Source organism: Clostridium sp. HBUAS56010 (assembly GCF_007115105.1).
GTDB lineage: Bacteria > Bacillota > Clostridia > Lachnospirales > Lachnospiraceae > Lacrimispora.
Genome location: NZ_SULJ01000005.1, coordinates 227,917 through 248,491 on the forward strand (window position 1 = coordinate 227,917; position 20,575 = coordinate 248,491).

14 protein-coding genes, 1 tRNA gene and 1 other annotated feature are annotated in these 20,575 nt (G+C 42.1%); of the genes, 3 read left to right on the forward strand and 12 right to left on the reverse strand.

What is annotated here, in order from left to right; genetic code table 11:
- Positions 1–70: 70 nt before the first annotated feature.
- Both FAY33_RS10640 and ileS read right to left on the reverse strand, forming a co-directional pair.
- On the reverse strand, positions 71–2,533 hold the full coding sequence (locus tag FAY33_RS10640) for a glycogen/starch/alpha-glucan phosphorylase (protein ID WP_143321198.1): 2,463 nt from the start codon (positions 2,531–2,533) through the stop codon (positions 71–73).
- 24 nt (positions 2,534–2,557) lie between these two features.
- Positions 2,558–5,668: an isoleucine--tRNA ligase gene (gene ileS, locus FAY33_RS10645; protein ID WP_143321223.1), complete on the reverse strand. Its 3,111-nt coding sequence runs from the start codon at positions 5,666–5,668 to the stop codon at positions 2,558–2,560.
- Positions 5,669–5,851: 183 nt separating this feature from the next.
- Positions 5,852–6,073 (reverse strand) — a binding site (T-box leader).
- A gap of 910 nt (positions 6,074–6,983) precedes the next feature.
- On the opposite strand from ileS, the gene FAY33_RS10650 reads away from it, so the two are divergent.
- Positions 6,984–8,447, forward strand: a complete 1,464-nt coding sequence (locus FAY33_RS10650; protein WP_143321199.1) for a nicotinate phosphoribosyltransferase — start codon at positions 6,984–6,986, stop codon at positions 8,445–8,447.
- A gap of 3 nt (positions 8,448–8,450) precedes the next feature.
- Here the strand turns inward: FAY33_RS10650 and FAY33_RS10655 are convergent, their stop codons facing one another.
- From FAY33_RS10655 to FAY33_RS10685, 7 genes are all read right to left on the reverse strand, one after another.
- Positions 8,451–9,362, reverse strand: coding sequence for an ROK family protein (locus FAY33_RS10655; RefSeq protein ID WP_143321200.1), 912 nt, complete (start codon positions 9,360–9,362; stop codon positions 8,451–8,453).
- A 159-nt stretch (positions 9,363–9,521) separates the two neighbouring features.
- On the reverse strand, positions 9,522–10,307 hold the full coding sequence (locus tag FAY33_RS10660; protein ID WP_143321201.1) for a sirohydrochlorin cobaltochelatase: 786 nt from the start codon (positions 10,305–10,307) through the stop codon (positions 9,522–9,524).
- Between the two features lie 156 nt (positions 10,308–10,463).
- A complete protein-coding gene (locus FAY33_RS10665) occupies positions 10,464–12,188 on the reverse strand; it encodes an ABC transporter ATP-binding protein (protein WP_143321202.1) in 1,725 nt (574 codons plus the stop codon).
- 3 nt (positions 12,189–12,191) lie between these two features.
- Entirely contained in the window at positions 12,192–13,004 is an 813-nt protein-coding gene (locus FAY33_RS10670) for an ABC transporter ATP-binding protein (protein WP_143321203.1), read from the reverse strand.
- A gap of 33 nt (positions 13,005–13,037) precedes the next feature.
- Complete coding sequence (locus tag FAY33_RS10675) at positions 13,038–14,054, reverse strand: iron ABC transporter permease (RefSeq protein ID WP_143321204.1); 1,017 nt, start codon at positions 14,052–14,054, stop codon at positions 13,038–13,040.
- On the reverse strand, positions 14,051–15,073 hold the full coding sequence (locus FAY33_RS10680; RefSeq protein WP_143321205.1) for an iron ABC transporter permease: 1,023 nt from the start codon (positions 15,071–15,073) through the stop codon (positions 14,051–14,053). Before FAY33_RS10680 ends, FAY33_RS10675 begins: the two co-directional genes overlap by 4 nt.
- Positions 15,074–15,092: 19 nt before the next feature.
- Complete coding sequence (locus tag FAY33_RS10685; protein ID WP_143321206.1) at positions 15,093–16,094, reverse strand: ABC transporter substrate-binding protein; 1,002 nt, start codon at positions 16,092–16,094, stop codon at positions 15,093–15,095.
- Positions 16,095–16,388: 294 nt separating this feature from the next.
- On the opposite strand from FAY33_RS10685, the gene FAY33_RS10690 reads away from it, so the two are divergent.
- The gene (locus FAY33_RS10690; RefSeq protein ID WP_185967583.1) at positions 16,389–17,360 is read left to right on the forward strand and encodes an AraC family transcriptional regulator; all 972 of its coding nucleotides are present in this window, start codon (positions 16,389–16,391) and stop codon (positions 17,358–17,360) included.
- Between the two features lie 242 nt (positions 17,361–17,602).
- On the opposite strand, the gene FAY33_RS10695 is transcribed toward FAY33_RS10690, so the two are convergent.
- Together FAY33_RS10695 and FAY33_RS10700 are read right to left on the reverse strand one after the other, a co-directional pair.
- Positions 17,603–17,785 (reverse strand): DUF6472 family protein, encoded by a 183-nt coding sequence (locus FAY33_RS10695; RefSeq protein ID WP_143321208.1) that lies wholly within the window; start codon positions 17,783–17,785, stop codon positions 17,603–17,605.
- The gene (locus FAY33_RS10700; RefSeq protein ID WP_143321209.1) at positions 17,763–18,848 is read right to left on the reverse strand and encodes an acyltransferase; all 1,086 of its coding nucleotides are present in this window, start codon (positions 18,846–18,848) and stop codon (positions 17,763–17,765) included. The genes FAY33_RS10695 and FAY33_RS10700 overlap by 23 nt, the downstream gene beginning before the upstream one ends.
- A gap of 148 nt (positions 18,849–18,996) precedes the next feature.
- Here FAY33_RS10700 and FAY33_RS10705 point away from each other — a divergent pair.
- A tRNA-Glu gene (locus FAY33_RS10705) sits at positions 18,997–19,068 on the forward strand.
- Between the two features lie 92 nt (positions 19,069–19,160).
- On the opposite strand, the gene FAY33_RS10710 is transcribed toward FAY33_RS10705, so the two are convergent.
- A complete protein-coding gene (locus tag FAY33_RS10710) occupies positions 19,161–20,405 on the reverse strand; it encodes a site-specific integrase (protein WP_143321210.1) in 1,245 nt (414 codons plus the stop codon).
- Positions 20,406–20,575: the final 170 nt, after the last annotated feature.

The window sequence follows — 20,575 nt, forward strand, 5'->3', positions numbered from 1 at the left end:
ACCTTTGCAACCTTGTTCAATATATGCAAAAAAACGCCACGGAATCACTTCCGAAGCGTTTTTTTAAATGTTAACTTTCTTTTAGTTCCACCGTTACCTTTTCCAGGTGCCAGATGTCTCTTACATATTCTTCTATGGTACGGTCTGAGGTAAATTTGCCGCTGCATGCCACATTTAACATGGCAGCCTTTGCCCACCAGTCTTTATCCCGGTATGCCTGATCAATCCGGCTTCTTGCATCTGCATAGGAGCGGAAATCTTTCAGAATAAAGTAAATATCCGCACGGTCACTGCTTAGGGTATTTAATAAGGAATTATAAATATCCCGGAACAGTTCCGGATTCTCCGGTGAATAATATCCGTTGATCAACTGCATCAAAACCCGGCGGATCTCAGAATCGCTGTTGAAAATTTCCATAGGATCGTATCCGCCTTCTCTCTCATATCGGATGACTTCATCGGATGACATCCCAAAGATAAACGCATGTTCCGCCCCTACTTCTTCTACGATCTCCACATTGGCCCCATCCATGGTTCCAAGTGTCAAAGCGCCATTAAGCATAAATTTCATGTTTCCCGTGCCGGAAGCCTCTTTGCTGGCTGTGGATATCTGTTCACTGACATCAGCGGCTGCAAAAATAATCTCAGCGTTTGACACCTTGTAATCTTCAATAAAGACAACCTTGATCTTTCCTCCGATGCTGCGGTCACCATTGACCACCTCTGCCACAGCGTTGATCAGCTTGATGGTCAGTTTGGCTCTCTTATATCCTGCTGCAGCCTTAGCACCAAAGATAAAGGTCCGTGGAACCATATCCATTTCAGGATTATCCTTCAGTTGATTGTACAAATACATGACGTGAAGAATATTCATCAACTGACGTTTGTATTCATGAAGACGTTTGACCTGTACATCAAAAATGGATCTCGGATCCACATCAATGCCGTTGTGTTCTTTGATATAGGATGCCAGACGGACTTTATTCTGATATTTGATATCCATAAATTCCTGCCGGCATCTGGGATCTTCCGCATAAACTGCCAACTGATGGAGGTGTGGAAGATCAACGATCCAGCCATCCCCGATCTTGTCGGTGATCCACTTTGCAAGAAGAGGATTGCCATGGAGTAGAAAACGTCTCTGGGTAATGCCGTTTGTCTTATTGTTGAATTTATCCGGCATCATCTGATAGAAGTCTTTTAACTCCTGGTTCTTTAAAATCTCCGTATGAAGCCTGGCTACACCGTTTACGGAAAATCCTCCTGCAATGGCTAAATGGGCCATACGGACCTGCCCGTCATAAATGATGGACATACTGCGGATCTTATCCTGATTTCCCGGATACATCTCCGTGATCTTCTGCTGGAACCGGCGGTTTATCTCCTCCACAATCTGGTAGATTCTTGGAAGCAGCCTGGAAAACAGATCAATAGGCCATTTTTCCAGTGCTTCCGACATAATGGTATGGTTGGTATATGCACAGGTTCTGGTGGTGATTTCCCATGCTTCATCCCAACCTAACCCATACTCATCAAGCAAGATTCTCATAAGCTCAGGAACCGCTACAGTTGGATGGGTATCATTGAGCTGGAATACCGTTTTTTCATAAAACCGGCGAATATCTTCATGGTTTTCCATGTATTTGATTACCGCTCTCTGCACGCTGGCAGAGATAAAGAAATACTGCTGTTTTAAACGGAGTTCTTTTCCTGCATAATGATTGTCATTGGGATATAGGACTTCTACGATGGTCTTTGCAAGATTTTCCTGCTCCACTGCCTTTTGGTAATCGCCTCTGTCAAAGGAATCCAGACTAAAGGTATTGATGGCTTCCGCATCCCAGATACGAAGGGTGTTTACCACATTGTTTCCGTAACCGACAATGGGCATATCATAAGGAACGGCACGGACAGACTGGTATCCTTCCTGGACAAAACGTTCCCTTCCATTCTCCCAGACCGTATTCACATATCCGCCGAATTTTACCTCGGTGGCATATTCCGCCCTGCGGATCTCAAAAGGATAACCATTCCTCAGCCAGTTATCCGGCACTTCGATCTGATAACCATCTTCTATCTTCTGTTTGAACATGCCATAGCGATAGCGGATTCCACAGCCGTAAGCCGGGTATCCCAACGTGGCCAGAGAATCTAAAAAGCAGGCGGCAAGACGTCCAAGCCCCCCGTTCCCAAGAGCCGGATCCGGCTCCTGATCTTCGAGGGCATTTAAATCAAAGCCCAGTTCTTCCAAAACTTCCTTTACTTCTGGCTGTGCCATGATGTTAATGATATTGTTGCCAAGAGCGCGGCCCATTAAAAATTCCATGGACAGATAATAAAGCGTCTTTACATCCTGTTTTTCATACGCCTTGTGAGTTGCAATCCATTCATCAATGATCACATCTTTTACCGCATAGGCAACTGCCTGATACACCTGCTCCGGCGTTGCATCGTCTATGGTCCTGCGAAACACATTCTTCATATTAAACAGAACGCTCTTTTTAAAGGTTTCTTTCTCAAATCCCATACCCATCCCATAAACCTCCTCAACGTTTACTTATATCTTTTCCACACCTAAGGTCACATGTTCTCCGTTAATGTTCCATTCTTTTGCATATCCGGAGGTTTCTCCAAGGATTATTTTTTCCGCAAGAACTTCATTTTTCACTTCATCCTCGTTGTCCTTTAAGATGGCTGCAATCGCATCGTTATCTTTGCTGTATACCATAATATGATCCATGACTTCAAAACCTGCTTCCTTCCGCATGGTCTGAATCTTACTGATGAGTTCCCGGACAAATCCTTCTGCCAGAAGTTCTTTTGTTAAATTCGTATCCAACACAACGGTTATGGTGTTATCCCCCTCGGATACATATCCTTCCATCTGTGCGGTATCAATTAATAAATCTTCTTTTGCCAGCACAACTTCTGTCCCATCAAAGGTAAAGGTAAGAGCACCGGATTCATTGAGCGTATCCATGGCTTCATTGCCATTGATCTCGGAAAGTGCCTTTTTTATATTACCAAGCTGTTTTCCGTATTTGGGTCCCACCGTTTTTAACTGAGGCTTAAAGCTATAAGAAGTGAATTCCCTCACATCATCCGTAAATACTACCTTTTTCACATTTAACTCTTCTTCTATGATCTCCTGATAAAATACAGGAAGACTGTGAGGTGCCTTTACAAACATCTGTCCGATGGGCTGGCGGTTTTTGATATTGGCAGTATTTCTGGAAGCACGGCCCATAACCACTATTTTTAATACTTCATCCATATTTTCTTCTAACTGTTTATCAATCCATCGTTCTTCCACAGCCGGATAATCACATAAATGAATGCTCTCTGGTGCAGACTGATCCACGCTGCAGACCAGATTCTGATAGATCTGCTCTGTCATAAATGGAATCAGAGGAGCCGCAGTTTTGCTTACGGTCACAAGAGCGGTGTAAAGGGTCATATAAGCGTTAATCTTATCCTGCTCCATTCCCTTTGCCCAGAAACGTTCCCTGCTTCTGCGGACATACCAGTTGCTCATATCATCAACAAATTCCTGAAGAGCTCTTGCGGATTCCGGAATCTGATATTTCTCCAGACAGGTATCTACAGTTTTTACCAGAGTGTTCAGCTTTGACAACAGCCACTTATCCATAACCGGAAGCTTCTCATAATCCAGACTGTATTTTGTAGGATCAAATTCATCAATGTTTGCATAGAGAACAAAGAAAGCATAGGTATTCCATAAGGTTCCCATGAATTTCCGCTGTCCTTCCATCACCGCTTTTCCATGGAAACGATTCGGCAGCCATGGGGCGCTGTTTACATAGAAATACCAGCGGATTGCATCTGCGCCATAAGTCTCAAGTGCGTCAAAGGGGTCCACTGCATTGCCTTTTGATTTACTCATCTTCTGACCATTCTCATCTTGTACATGACCAAGAACAATAACATTCTTATAAGGTGCCTTGTCAAAAATCAAGGTTGAAATTGCAAGGAGGGAATAAAACCAGCCTCTGGTCTGGTCCACTGCTTCGGATATAAAATCTGCCGGGAACTGCTGTTCAAATAAATCTTTATTCTCAAATGGATAATGGTGCTGGGCAAACGGCATGGAACCGGAATCGAACCAGCAGTCAATTACTTCCGGAACACGTTTCATCTCTTTGTGGCATTTCGGACAGGCAATGGTTACATCGTCAATATATGGACGGTGGAGCTCAATCTCTTCCGGGCAGTTGGAGGACATGCTCTTTAACTCTTCAATACTTCCCACTGCATGCTGATGTCCGCATTCACATTCCCATACATTCAAAGGAGTTCCCCAATAACGGTTTCTGCTGATGCCCCAGTCCTGAACATTCTCCAGCCAGTCCCCAAAACGTCCTTTTCCAATGCTTTCCGGAATCCAGTTAATGGTATTATTATTACGGATTAAATCCTCTTTAACTGCGGTCATCTTGATGAACCAGGATTCTCTTGCATAATAAATTAACGGAGTATCGCATCTCCAGCAATGAGGATAACTGTGTTCAAATACAGGCGCTGAGAATAAAAGTCCCTGTTCTTCCAGATCAGAAAGAATCATAGGATCTGCCTTTTTACAGAATACACCTGCCCACTTGGTTTCCTTTGTCATCTCACCGGCTGCATCTACAAGCTGTACAAATGGCAGATCGTACTTTTTGCCTACTTTGGAATCGTCTTCACCAAACGCCGGTGCAATATGAACCACACCAGTACCATCGGTTAAGGTAACATAAGAATCACAGGTAACGTAATAAGCCTTCTTATCCGGCTTTACAAAGGAGAAAAGAGGTTCATATTCTTTATATTCCAGGTCTTTTCCTGTAAAAGTCTCAAGGATTGTATAATCTCCTTCTAAAACCTTTTCACATAATGCTTCCGCCATATAATAAGTATAATCTCCGTTTTTCACCTTGACATAGGATTCAGCCGGATTTACACAAAGACCAACGTTGGAAGGCAGAGTCCAGGGTGTTGTGGTCCATGCCAGAATGTAGGCATCTTCCCCTTTTACCTTAAAACGGACAATGGCAGAGCGTTCTTTTACGTCTTTATACCCCTGGGCAACCTCATGGCTGGAAAGAGGAGTTCCGCACCGGGGACAGTAAGGAACGATCTTAAAGCCTTTGTATAAAAGTCCCTTTTCCCAGATCTGTTTTAAAGCCCACCATTCCGATTCAATGAAATTATTTTCATAAGTAACGTAAGGATCATCCATATCCGCCCAGAACCCTACGGTTTTGGAGAAATCTTCCCACATCCCTTTATATTTCCATACACTTTCTTTGCAATGCTTGATAAATGGCTCCAGACCATATTCCTCAATCTGTTCTTTTCCATCAAGTCCTAACTTTTTTTCCACTTCCAGTTCCACAGGAAGCCCATGAGTATCCCAGCCCGCCTTACGAGGCACATCATACCCTTTCATGGTACGGTATCTGGGAATCATATCTTTAATAACACGGGTCAGCACATGACCGATATGAGGTTTTCCATTGGCTGTGGGCGGTCCGTCATAGAACGTATAGCTTTCTGCCTCTTTTCGGTTTTCCATGCTCTTTTTAAATATCTCCCGGTTCTCCCAGAAGTTTTCAATTTCTTTTTCTCTCGCAACAAAATTTAAGTCTGTAGGGACTTTCTTATACATCTCTTGCGGCCTCCATTTCATTTTTTCCTCAGAAAGAGTCTGACTAACCAGACTCCGGCGCTGACGCGCTGCCACTTTTGTGACATCTTCCTTTTCATCGTTATGTGCAATCTGCACGGAGTACTTTTCATTCATAGAAACATTCACCAAACCTTTCTATGGAATAAAAAAAGCCCCGTCCCGAATCAGGACGAAGACTGCACTTAAACTTCGCTATACCACCTAATATCACATACAAACATATGCTTTTCTTTAACGCAGAAATTACGTCCTGACCTACTAAATATCCGTTCAGCCGGAAACTCCGGAGTGATCTTCATTCTCTGCTACTCTCACCAGGATTCCACCTTCCCCGGCTCTCTGTTCATTTCGCATAAGAACTACTGTCTCCATCAAAGTCTTTCTTCTTATATATAAGGGTACTTATATACTTCCCAATTATAGGGATTAAAAAATAAAATGTCAAGGCTATTTTAACGAAGAACGGGTACCGATTCATTTTCATGAAATTCGATACCCGTTCTACATGTCTTCATCCATTGGTTCCTTAATACCTTTCTCTATTTTTTTGGTAATCGTTGGATGCTCTATATGAATTTGTTCCGTTCCCTTTTGCTTTTCTTATGATTTATAATCTTTCTTTGCTGCATCTTTTTTCATTCATCTATCCGGTTTTCACCGATTGCAAATTCTGTATCCCGCAAACCATCTTCGATAATCTGTAGAATCACACGCTCCGGTTCATCCTGCGATAGGCATAGGTGAGAGTATAAATCTTCTTCCTGCAAGAGGATAACGGCTGATCCTTTTGCCTGAATTCAAAAACAGAATCCGGCGAAAATAATATCTGTGGTGGAATCGACCTCCTTTTTCCTGCCATCTTTCGCAAATCAAATGAAAAATGGATTTGAATTCTTATCTTTTGTGATGTCTTTATTATATACTGTTTCTTTTTATTTTGCAAGTCTTTTTTCATTTTTTATTGTTATAAATTATTAATTGTATTATTGTATGTATTTTTTTAGATAATTAATATTTTTTATACAATTAATCTATTTCTTTATTCGAGAAATACTGTCAGAAGATAGTCAATCATTGTCAAAATTGTCTTAGCACAAAGAACTGGCAAAAAAGATCGTTATATTTTTATCAAATCCATTGTGTTTTTGAAATGTTATGGTATAATCCTAAAAAAGCAATAGAACTTTTACTTACATAAGATTTAGAAATGCCGCAAATAATTTATATCACGGCTATCCACTCTGCCAACGATTTGGTATTATGTGCGAAACGAACGTGCTAAAGGAGAAAAACTATGAGCCAGCGCAATTTGACGTTATTAACAGACCTTTACGAATTAACTATGATGCAGGGGTATTTCAAAGAAAAAGATGCCAATGAGACCGTAATATTTGATGCCTTTTACCGAAGCAATCCAAGCGGGAACGGATATGCAATCTGCGCAGGCTTAGAACAGGTCATTGAATATATAAATGAACTCCGGTTTGAACCGGATGATGTGAATTATCTACGGTCTACCGGGTTATTTGAAGACGATTTTTTAGAATACCTTTTAAGATTTAAATTTTCCGGTGACATTTATGCCATACCAGAAGGCACTGTCATTTTTCCAAAGGAACCTCTTATTAAAGTAATTGCTCCGATTATAGAAGCCCAGCTTGTGGAAACGGCTCTCCTTACTATTATTAACCACCAGAGCCTGATTGCTACCAAAACTGCCCGGGTGGTCTACGCTGCTGAGGGAGACGGCGTCATGGAATTTGGTCTTCGCCGTGCCCAGGGTCCTGACGCCGGAATCTATGGTGCCAGAGCCGCCATGATCGCCGGCTGTGTGGGAACTTCCAATGTACTGGCAGGCAAGATGTTTCAGGTTCCTATTAAAGGAACCCATGCCCATAGCTGGATTATGAGTTTTCCAGATGAACTGACTGCCTTCCGCAATTATGCAAAGCTGTATCCCACTTCCTGCATTCTGCTGGTGGATACTTACGATACCTTAAAATCCGGTGTTCCAAATGCCATAAAGGTATTTAAAGAGATGCGGGATGCGGGAATTGAATTATCCGGTTATGGAATCCGTCTGGACAGCGGAGATCTGGCTTATCTATCTAAAAAAGCAAAAAAGATGCTGACAGAAGCAGGTTTTCCAGATGCTATCATATCCGCTTCCAATGATCTTGATGAGACACTCATCAACAGCTTAAAGATACAGGGGGCAACCATTAACTCCTGGGGTGTTGGAACCAATTTAATCACCTCAAAAGACTGTCCTTCCTTTGGAGGCGTCTATAAACTGGCGGCTGTTCTGGACCGGAAAACTGGAGAATTCACTCCCAAGATCAAGCTTTCTGAAAATGCAGAGAAGATTACAAATCCCGGCAATAAAGAACTCAAACGAATCTACAGCCGGGAAACAGGAAAAATCATTGCTGATCTGATCTGCCTTCATGGAGAGATCATAGAAGAAAGCAATTCCCTTCTCCTTTTTGACCCCATTGAAACATGGAAGAAGACTTACCTTGCACCTGATACTTATTGCGTACGGGACCTGATGATTCCGGTATTTAAAAATGGAGAATGTATCTATCATTCCCCATCGGTTATGGATATTCAGAAATATTGCAAAAAAGAGCTTGATACCCTGTGGGATGAATCCAGAAGACTTGTGAACCCCCATGAAGTCCATGTGGACCTGTCAAAAAAACTCTGGGAGATGAAAAACCAGCTTCTGGACAGCTACCACTTTACAACGGTCTGATCTTTAATGGTTATTTAAGTAATGGTAAAGCGCCCCGCGAAGGTTGGAATCGTTATAATACCGGCAGGCAGTGATCTCAGGTTTCTTTACTGCCTGCCCGATATTATTGCATGGATTGATGGAAAAAATATGATCCAGTTCTTTTCTGATTCCTTCAATCAGCAGGGGCTGCTGGCTGATTCCTCCGCCTACTGCGATAACTTCCAGATCCAGAATCGTCTGGAAATTATAGATACTTCCTGCCAGTCGTTTGGTGTAGCTCTCAAATATCCCATATGCCTTCTCATCTTTTTTACGGATTTTCTCAAACATCTGGAATCCATCGGTAGGTTCTTTCCTATTGCCCGTTTCTTCATCATAGATTCTGCCAAGAGACAGGGCAGAGCAGGAAACAGCCATATAGTTGGACGGATCTTCCGGTTTTTCTCCATCCAGCATGTAAAAGCTGATCTCTCCCGCCGTACTGTTATACCCCCGGTACAGCTTTCCATTTAAAATCAATCCCATTCCCACTCCGGTTCCAAGAACGATTGCCGCACCGTTTTCCACATCTTTTAAACTTCCTCCCCATTGTTCTGCCATTGCTGCACACTTCCCGTCATTATCCACAGAAGAAGGCAGGTTATACCGGGTTTTCACTTCATCACAGAGATTAATTCCTATGAGATAAAGAAGTCCTCCGGCTGTATGCAGATAGCCCGTTTTTGCATCAACCCGTCCTGGTGTGCTGAAAGCAATTCCTTCGATCCCCTGTTTCCTTGGCAGTACAATGGAATCCAACAGTTTAAAGTAATCTTCTGCCGTCTTTTTCCCATCCGGTGTGACTTCTTTTCCCTTTTCCAATATATCCCCGGATTCATTCATGACTGCATATTTAATATAAGTTCCCCCATTATCAACCACCAGATACTTCATCTTTCTCCTCCTTGCTGCTTCCCCATTTAAGTCCTATCTTATTATTTTAAACCCAAAAACGCAATAGCTTTCAGACTGATTTTTTACAAATTAAAAACTGCTGTTCACACAAGATTCCTATGCAGACAGCAGTTTTGATTTTATAAGGATTTTCTATATTTATTGCATTGCAGCCGTTACGTGGTTTAAAAACATCTCCTGTACCCCTTTGTAGGAGCCCATGCCTTTTAACATACATTCTACCTCATAGCCCTCCGATACAAATGCAGTCTTCCAGGAATCTTCTTCATCCCCTGCCATATCATTGTTGGCATGATCTCCTGCCACAATCATCAGAGGAAGCAACACAACTCTCTTGTAATCTTCTTTCTTCACCTCAGCAATCACATCTTCAAGAGTGGGGGTTGCTTCTACGGTTCCGATATAATAATTAAAATGACCTGACTTTCTTAGCTGAACATTCAGGCGTTCATAGACTTCATTGGCATGGTGTTCCGTACCATGACCCATACATACAAATGCTGTCTGATCTTTCTGAAAAGATTCCGTCTCGTATAGAAGAATCTGAATAAGACTGTCATAATCTTTTTCTTCCCCTAACAGAGGCTTTCCGTACTTTACAGAGGCAAACCTGTCCTCATAAGGTGCTGCTGCCGCCATCATCTTATCATACTCACAGCCATTCATGACATGGGTCGGCTGAATCACAACACGGTCAAATCCATCTTTCACCAGGCGGTTCATTGCTTCTTCCATATTATCTATGGAAACTTCATCCCTGCGCTTTATCTTATCAATTACCATCTGACTGGTAAATGCTCTTCTTATCTCATAATCCGGATAGGAATCTGCTATGTAACGTTCCACCGCACCGATGTTCTCTTCCAGAGATTGTCTGTAACTGGTTCCAAAACTGACTACAAGTATTGCCTTTTTTTCTAACATGTCCACTTTTTTCTCCTTTTATCTCCGTTGGTTCCTGGTTATAATATAGTATTTTTTCTCAAAAAGCAACCTGTATTTCCAAAGAGTTCCCTTTTTACAGAAAAAGAGACCTGACTTTCTCAGATCTCTTTCTCTTTTAACACTATAAGAATAGAATCATGACTCCTGTGCATCATGAAGCCTGGCATAAATCCCAGCCTTTTTAATCAGTTCTTCATGTGTACCGACTTCTGCAATCCCCGTTCCTTCCAGAACTACGATCTGGTCCGCATGACGGATGGTGGACAGCCTGTGGGCAATGACCAGAGTAGTGCGCTCCTTTGAGACTTCATCAAGTGCCGCCTGAATCTCCTGTTCTGTTTTCGTATCCAGTGCTGAGGTTGCCTCATCTAAAATAAGAATAGGCGAATTTCTTAGAATCGCTCTGGCAATGGACAGTCTTTGTTTCTGTCCGCCGGAAAGGCGGATTCCACGCTCTCCAATTACCGTGTCATATCCACGCTCCATAGTCTCAATAAAGCTGTGGGCATTGGCTGCTTTGGCAGCGGCAATCACTTCTTCCCTGGTGGCTTCTCGCCAGCCATATAAGATGTTTTCATATACCGTTCCATTAAATAAGAAGGTATCCTGCAATACCATGGAGATATTATCCCGCAGACTGGTCAGTGTTACATCCCGAATGTCTGTCCCGTCAACCAGCACTGCCCCCTTCTGGGGATCATAAAACCGGTTCACCAGGTTTGCAATGGTACTTTTTCCGACTCCCGTTGAGCCTACAAGGGCAACCGTCTGACCTGCCTGTATGGTGAGGTTCACATTCTGCAAAACAGGAATCTCATCATTGTAGGAAAAGGAAAGGTCTTTTAACACAATCTCTCCCTTTACTTTTGGGAGCACCATTGCCTGTTCCTTTTCTTTCACATCAGCAACTTCATCAATCACTTCAAAGACCCGCTGACAGCCTGCCGCCGCTTCTCCTGCTTTCTCCACAAGACCGGAAAAACTTTTTACCGGGCCGTAAAACATGGATAAATACATGACAAATCCCACAATATCAGCAATGGAAACGGTACCGGTACCGACCAGATGCCCTCCGTACGCCACCACAATCACCGTACCAAGGGCTGTGATAAATGCCAGAAGCGGATAAGTTGTCTCAAAAAAGAAGCTGGCACGAAGATAAGCCAGACTATGTTTCAGGGATAAAGCGGTTACTTTTTTCTCTTCCTGCATCTGCTGGTTAAATATCTGGATCTCCTTGATTCCGGATAAGTTATCCTGTACTGTTCCTGCCAGTTCTCCCCGGACTCTTGAGTTTTCTTTCCAGACAGGGGAAACATGATAGCTCTGCCAGATAGTGATTCCAACCAGAAAAGGAACCGTTATCAGACTCATAAGGGCAAGACGCCAGTTAATAGAAAAAAGCAAAGCCCCCACTCCTAAAAACGTCAGAATATTGCTGATAAAATCAGGCAGCACATGGGCAATCAGAATCTCCGCATCCAGCGCATCTGCTACCACCCGTCCGGTCAAATCCCCGGTACGGCTTTTGTGAAAATATTTTAAGCTCATATGCTGGAGCTTTCTATAAAATCTGGTCCGCAGATCTGCCACATAATGGAGTGCTGCATAATGATTTAAATAACCGGAAGCAGAACTGCCTGCTGCCTGGAGAGCGGTTGCCCCCAGTAAAAATAAACCGATACGAAGTGCTTCCTTTCCAAAATCGCCGGTCCCCTCTGTAGCAAGACTGGTCAGCTCCCGCAATGCCCATGGCATATAAAAACCTGCAACGGTTGATAAAACAAGAGAAAATAATCCGGCAGACAGGTAAATCCAGTATTTTCTTGCTTCTTTAAATATCCGAAGGGAGGTCTGCATTTCTTACACCTCCTTTTTTTCTTCAGAATCCGGTATAAAAAGATCATACGTTAAGCAAACCGGCCTGTTTGTCTTTGGTTCATGAACAATCTGGGCATCAATGGAAAATGCTTCCTTTAAAACTTCCGGCACCATCACTTGGTCCGGGCTGCCATGTTTAATCACTTTTCCTCCCCGTATGGCAATCATATAATCAGAAAACCGTGCGGCAAGATTTAAATCGTGAAGTACCATTGCAATGGTGCAGCCCTGTCTGTGGTTTAAATCATACAGAAGTTCCAGCACCTCTAACTGATGGGCAAGATCTAAATAGGTGGTCGGCTCATCGAGAAGAATTAAGTCTGTCTGCTGTGCCAGAGCCATGGAGATCCACACCCTTTGTCTCTGTCCCCCGGAAAGGGTATCAACCTCCCGGTGCTCAAACTCAGTCAGTTTTGTCACGGAAAGCGCCCACCGGATAATCTCTTTGTCTTCTGAAGTCAGTTTCCCGAATCCTCTCTGATGGGGGAATCTTCCATAAGCTACCAGTTCGCTTACGGTCAAACCGCTGGGTGCTGATGGGGTCTGTGGCAAAATTGCCATCTTTTTGGCTATTTCTTTTGTAGAAAGCGTTCTGATATCATCTCCATTTAAATAAACCAGTCCGTTTTTAGGTTTTAATATGCGGCCCACTGCCTTTAAAACTGTAGATTTCCCGCAGCCGTTTGGACCAATAATGGAGGTTATCTTTCCGTGAGGAATGTTTATATCGAGTGCTTTTACAATTAACGCTTCTTCATAAGCGATATCTAACTTCTCAGTTGTAATACTGTTCATTGTTTCTCCTTCCTTTGTCTCATTACCAGAACTTTATCCGTTGGATTTTGCTAAAAGATATAAGAAATATGGGGTACTGAGAACGGTAATAACGATTCCGGTCGGAACATCCGTACCGAGACTGATGGTTCGGGTAATGGTATCGGCAAGCAGTACAATAATGGCTCCTGAAAAACAGGAGGCAGGAATTAAAAGCTTATGATTGGGACCCACCAGTTTTCTAGCCATATGAGGGGAAATCATTCCTACAAAGAAGAAATTTCCGCCAAGAGAAACACTGCCGGAGGATAGTGCAACCGCTGCTAAGGAAAGTCCCAGGAATTCCGGCTTTACCGCAACCCCAAGCCCTGTGGCTGTTTCATTTCCAAGGTGCAGGGTGTTGAGCATACGGGATTTGTAAATCACATAAAAAAGGAGCAGCAGAGTCCAGGGTGCCAAAATGGCAAGATACTTCCAGTCATCTCCCCACAGACTTCCGGCACTCCAGCGCTGCATAAAGTCCATCTGACTCTGACTTAGCTTCAAGGTCAGAAGCGTGGTAAATGCACCATATCCGCTGGAGAGGGCAACTCCTGTAAGAATCAGTCCGGTAGGGGAAATGTCCTTTCCTCTCCGGTAGGAAAGTAAAAAAATCAGTCCTGCTGCCGTCAGCCCTCCCACAAAGGCAAGCAAAGGCAGTGCAAAAACGGAAAAAATCCCTTTTGCGGAGAACATTAACACGAATATTAAAACAAACAATCCGGAACCAGAGCTGATGCCAAGGGTTCCGGGACTTGCCATATCATTTCTGAGAAGGCTCTGCATCATGCATCCCGATGCTCCCATTCCAAATCCCACTAAAACAGCAAGAATGATCCTGGGCAGACGAAAATCGAAAATAATAAGATTCTGTTTTTCCGTTCCTTTTCCCAGTAATACCTGAAATACCTCAAAAACGGATAGCCCCATCTTTCCCGAATTGATGCTGATCACAGCAATTATAACAATTAAAACGAGCATCACAAGGAGAGTCATCATGCCCCGCTCCATGGAAAAGCGCTGTTTTTTCATTCAAATTCCCTCCTTTGTTTTCTTGCAAGATAAAGGAAGTAAGGAACTCCGATCACAGCAAAGATAACGCTGATGGGCGTTTCATAGGGTTTATTAATCAGCCTTCCTGCAAGATCAGCAAATACGGTTAAAAGGGCACCGTACAGTGCGCAGGCTGGAATAATATAGCGGTAATCCACGCCGATTAAATACCGCACAATATGAGGGGTAATCAGTCCTACAAATCCTACTGGTCCTACAACAATAACCGACAGTCCCGTAAGAACCAGCACCACCAGGGTGGAGATCCCTTTGATCACACCGGTTTTCATTCCAAGTCCAGTAGCAACCTCTTCTCCCAGACTCATAACGGTTACAGATGGAGAAAGTGCTACTGCAACAAATACTGCTCCTAAAAAGAATGGAGCTACAATTGCAAGTTCTTCCCACTTTACTCCGGCGGTACCTCCTGCAGTCCAGTATGCCAGTGCCTGTCCAAGATGAAACCGAATGGAAATGTACTGACTGAATGCACCAAATAACATGGAGATGGAAATACCTGCAAGCACCAGCCGCTGGGGTGTCATTCCTCGTTTCCCCAAAGATGCGATGAAATAAGTCATAAACGTGGTCACAGCGGCTCCCATACAGGCAAAAAACATGGTCTGCCCGTAGGTCCGTCCAGGGAAAAATGCCATGGCAAGTGCGATTGCAAACGTAGCACCGCTGCTGATTCCCATTAAACCGGAATCAGCAAGAGGATTCCTGGTTGTTCCCTGCATCAGGGCACCGCATACTGCCAGACTGCATCCAACAATCATATCCGCTACGGTCCTTGGAAAACGAAGGGTTTTAATAATCTGGTGTTCCGTCAGAGATGGATCAAAGCGAAAGATCGCTCCCCAGGCAGTTGACAAACGCATATCGGCTGCACCAAAGGAGATCGACGCTGCCGACAGCAAAATCAAAAGTCCCACTCCCACAGCCATATACAGCGTAAAGCGTGCCCCGCCTTTTCGCTTATTGGGGAAATTCTGCATAATCTTATTCCTTTCCAGTCTATTTTCCTGTGGAGTTGAGTGCATCAACAATATAATCCAGTTGTGCCGTCAGACTAAGAACATCGGAATAGTAAAACAATCCAATCATCTTCCCAGGTATGGTAACTACCTGTTTTGACTGTACTGCAGGAATGCTGTTCCATATGGTACTTGTTTCATATTCGGAAGGTACATCTTCCTCTGAATCAGAGTGACGGAACCAGATCATATAATCTCCGAAATATTCTGCTGCCACCTCATAGCTTAGACCTCCCCGTCCGTCACCGCCGTCCTTCATGAGCTGTTCCATCTTTTCCGGTTTTTTCATCCCCAGATATTTGTACAAGATGGTGCCTCCCCGTGATTCTGTTTCATAATAGACACCGTAAGAACCAGAACCCCAGTCCTCTGTAATGCTGAAAGATTTGTCTTTAAAACGATCTCCTTCCAACTTCTCTTTGCTGGCTGCAAGTTTAGTTTCAAATGTCTCCACCACTGCTTCTGCCTCTTTTTTTCGTCCTGTAGATTCTCCTAAAAACAGAACCCGTTCCAGAGAGCTTAAATCATTTTCCGGCGCTATAATAACAGGTGCTACTCCTTTAAACTTGTCATAATCATCTGGTTGGTAGGAAATGATAAGGTCTGGTTCCAGGGTCATAACCTCTTCCGGTTCCCAGTTTTTAATTTCCACAGAAGACTTCATCTCCTTATAAAAAGGCATTGTCTCATGACTCCAGCCAGAATAACCAACTACGTTTAAATCAAGGGCAAGGGCATCTCCAATATACCAGTTGACCACCACTCTCTGAGGATCTGCCGGGACCTCCACATCTCCCATTATCGTATGTACTGTGCGGGTTGTGCTCTTTTCCTCCGCCATAGTCTCTTCTTTTTTCTGGGTTTGAGCCTCAGACTGGGTCTGCTCTTTTGAACTGCTCTTTGTGTTTTGACATCCGGCAGCCGCAAATACCACTGCCATTCCTGCTATGCCTAAAAGAAGCCTTTTGCTGTATTTTCTCATAGATGAAATCTCCTTATAATAGTTTAATAAAACATCAGTTAGACATTGCTAACTCTCGGCGATATTCTATCATGTCCTTTTTTTTCTGTCAATCAATCCAAAAAAGAAAAAGAAGACCCTGTTTTATGGATTTTCATTGTAAATTTGCTATATTTTATAAGGAAAACAGAAGCATCTTCTACCTTTTATAGATTTCATTCTGGATTACTCTTATCACATTTTGGATTATATTTGCTTGAATTTTCTTTTATAGCCATGGTATACTTTCTTCATTATGTCAGGGAGGAATTGACTGTGGAATATACGGATGAATACAGACTTGGTTGGGGAGCGTTTGCCGCTCATTTCGGATTTGCCTCAAATCAACAGGAACACTATGCAGGATATACCTTTCCAGGCAACTGGGAGAATGGGTGGATCAGTCAGGTCCATCCTGCCGAGGGACTGTTTGTTGCCAGTGCCTGGTTTACAACAAAAGAAACGCTTGATTATACCATATACATGGAAAAGCCCTGTCTGTTTGTTCTGTGCATTGACAGCGGCACAATCACCCTGAGCCAGAAAGGGAAGAAAGCCCAGAAACTGGGTTCCTTTACCCACTTAATTATCAGTGACGGAACCCCCATCCGCATGACCATTGAAGCAGGAATGCACCTATGCTTTACCAGTATGCTTATTTTTGATTGCTGCATCCAGGATTTTCTTTCTGCCACCGGTTTTTCCTATCCAATCCGGGTCACAGATGCAAAACAATGGAAGCCCAAGCACGTTGATACCCCTAACGTTATGCTTGTTCTGGAGCAGATGCGTTGGGGAGTGAGGGGCAACCGTCTGCCGCCTCCAGCTTATTTATGTAAAGCCATTGAACTGTTATGCCTTTTTGCCCATAACCTGGACAATGAAGAACAGAAGCAGGAGCGAAGAAATTATGTCACATGGAATGATGAAGTAAAACTTTACCGCGTCAAAGAACGGATTGATGAATCCCCTCTTAATCTTCCTTCTACAGAGGAATTATGCAAAATCGCACAAATGGGAGAAAGTAAACTTCGTATTTCTTTTAAAAGTTTATATGGGAAAACACTTTATTCCTATATACGGGAATCAGTTATGAAACGTGCCATGCAGATGATGGCAGATGACGATCTTAACATAAAAAATATCGCTCATTTGTGCGGATATGAAAATGCCGCAAAATTCACTGCGGCATTTAAAGAGATACATGGAATTACACCAAGCCAGTTCCGTAAAGGATTTGGCTTATGATCCGGTTATTTATTTGTTAATCAGTTCTTTCATCAGATAGTCCAGTTGTATGTTGGAAGAAAAAAGAATCTAATGTTCATAATCTGGTCATAATCTTTTTACAAGCTGGTCAAACTATCTTCATATTTCTCCCGTATACTTACTATATCAGATAAAGATGTTGCCAACATACTTTAAGATTTTTTTTCATAATTGCCGGTGTTCCTTTTGGAATACCGGCTCCTCCCTTTTTACAGGGTCTTTTACATCTGTTTCTTCACAATGGAGTACTCATTTGCGAATTTAAAATGAGGACACTTCTCATAGGAATTGCTTAAAAGCCGCATCACTTCGTCTTCATCCATACGAATCCCACATTCATAGCACTCATATTCCTCATCATATTCATAATACATACAAGATTCACAATTGCTTCCCTGAGCCATTCCCGTTCCTCCTTATTAACCATTTCCAGATATGATCTGCCACTTTTTTTAACAGCCTTACAAGGGTTTCATCCATCACAACTGCCACTGCCAGAGAGATGATAAAAGTAAGGACTGTTTCGACTAAAAACCGGGGTACGTAATAATGCCGTATCCAGATTTTTTCTGTAATTCCCTTTACAACCTGTCCCAGCACCAGATAATGAATCAGATATACCGAATAACTGTACCTGCTGATCAGACCAGCCGTTTTGGATAGAACAGGCAATCTGATATCTCCGTAAAATTCAAAAAACAGAAAGATGGAGACAGCCATGGCAATCATGGGAAATGCCATGTCATGAATCCCGGGAGCAAAAGAAGGAGTCACGATCTTCTGAAACAGTGTCACAAAAAAGCCGGCTGCTCCCAGCAGGGCAAACAACATATAAGAGCGTCTCCTGCACAAGCGGATACAGCTATATCCCAGAATAAAGTAGATGAACCAGCCTTTAAAGATCATATAATCAAAACCTGGTCCTACTATAACTCCCAAAGCAGGCAGATAGGTAGCAATTCCCTGAAACAAAAGAGTCACCACCAAAAAGGCCTTTAATTCCTTATCTGACATGGCATGAAACATTCGTGCCAGAAAGGGCACACACACATAGAGAGCCATGATCACATACATGAACCATAAGTGAGGAGCCATTGGGACAGTCTCGGTAAACAGGGCATTAAAAAAAGCCGGAATATGTTTATACCACAAAACAGGTTCTAAAGAAAGATAACACTGATAATACCAGTAGTAAATACCTGCGTAACAGACAAAAGGAAGGACAATGGAAGAAAACCGTTTCCAGTAAAAATCTTTAATGCTCCTAATTCCTGATCTTAGATGAAACATGCCGCTTAACATGAAATAGATACCCACAAATGCTAAGAGAACAGGTGTGACAGCTGATGAAAAAAGCCACTGCCTGTAATTATCTGTCTCAGCAGGAATGGCATGTACCATAATAATGGCAAAAACCGCAAGGGTTCTTAAATAGTCATATTTTATTTCACGTTTTCTTTGTTCCACCGTTTTTTCCTCCTGCCATTTTCTAAGGAAGAGTATATCATAAAATATAAAAATATGACAATTTTTTTGTTTTATTTTAAAAAAAGTGTAGACAAACCAGATTTCCTATGGTATTATTATGAAGCTGTCGGTGACGGCAGATAAGAAAGGCCTATTGGTCAAGCGGTTAAGACACCGCCCTCTCACGGCGGAAACCCGGGTTCGATTCCCGGATAGGTCATCATTCGTACACGGTGTGATCCTTGTGTTTACTGGGATTATGCCGTGTTTTTTATTTTTATAGATTAATACATCTGACTACAAATCCCGGTTTTAAAAAGAGTCTTTGATCATCTGCAAAGTCCTCTCTTTCGGAAGCGGGTTATAGATGTAACTAAGTGTAGTCATTGTATTTGTATGACCTAGTAAAACCCTTATTTCATCAATGGGTACGCCATTTGCATTTAGTCTACTAGCAAATGTTTTTCTTATTTTATGAGAAGATTTTCGTCCTAATCCGCTTGCCTCACAAACTCTCCATAAAGATTGATTAACCTGCTCCTTATTTAAGTAAGATCCATTTCTCATAAATAAAAAAGTCTCTTTATCAATAATTTTACCACGTTCATTTATTATTTTTAATAATATATCTTTTGCTTTCGGTATCAATGGGACAAACCGATGATTATATGTTTTGGTGTGTTCTTCTATTGCCCATTCATAATTTTTACTACCATCTGAATTAGGTGTAATATTTTGAACAATCTCTCTTTCTACTGATATATGATTGTCATCCAAATTTACATCCTTAAACTTTAACCCCGTCAGTTCACCTACTCGCAGCCCACAGTAGAAATTAAAAATTATTGCAAGATAAACTTCATTTTTTGTAAGTTCGTAATACTCATTACATTTAACTATTATTTTATCTAGCTCGTCGCCAATGAAAACTTCTTCTTCGGGAGTTTTCTTATTTACTTGCCTAAATCTAACGGTGATTTTGACCGATTCCCAAGGATTGATCTTTACAACGCCCGTTCTAAAAGCATACGTCCAGATACCGTTTATAATAGTTTTAAGATTTTGCCACTCTTTTCTCGTAAGATTATGATCTTTGATTAAGCTGTTTGCCCACGATTCTAGCAATATCACATCAATATTTGTCATAGATTTCTTTACAATTTCTGTTCCCTCAAAATACTTTTTCCAATGGTTAATATGTCTTTGTATTGTATTTTCGGAATTTGTAATTGATCGCTTATATGGTATCCATTTTTTAAATACTTCGGACATGGTTTTAGAAGAATTAATTGTATCAATAATATTGTAATGTTCTGCTAATTTTTTATATAGATCATTTTTCTCTGCGGCTTTAATTATTTTACGTCCATTCTTTTTACTGGTATCTAATACGTATGTCTGCCAACGCTGATCATTTTTACCATTCAGCTTGGTAATTTTAAAACTATGAATCTCATCTACTTTCTCAGTTAATTTCATATTTGCTTTTTTAGACACTTCATCCATGTTAATCATACCATTATTAAGGGCATATTTCAATAATTCCTCTTGGGTCAACTATATTCCTCCGTTTATTTTTAGAAATACCGCCCATTACAGGCGGTTCAAATTAATAACAATATGTATGCCACTTAGTTTTCAGATAGACACCGTTCCCCTGTTTCCCTCTTGATTGCCAAATCACATAATCAGGCAGTATACTTCCATTCTCAAGTACCCACTTTGCA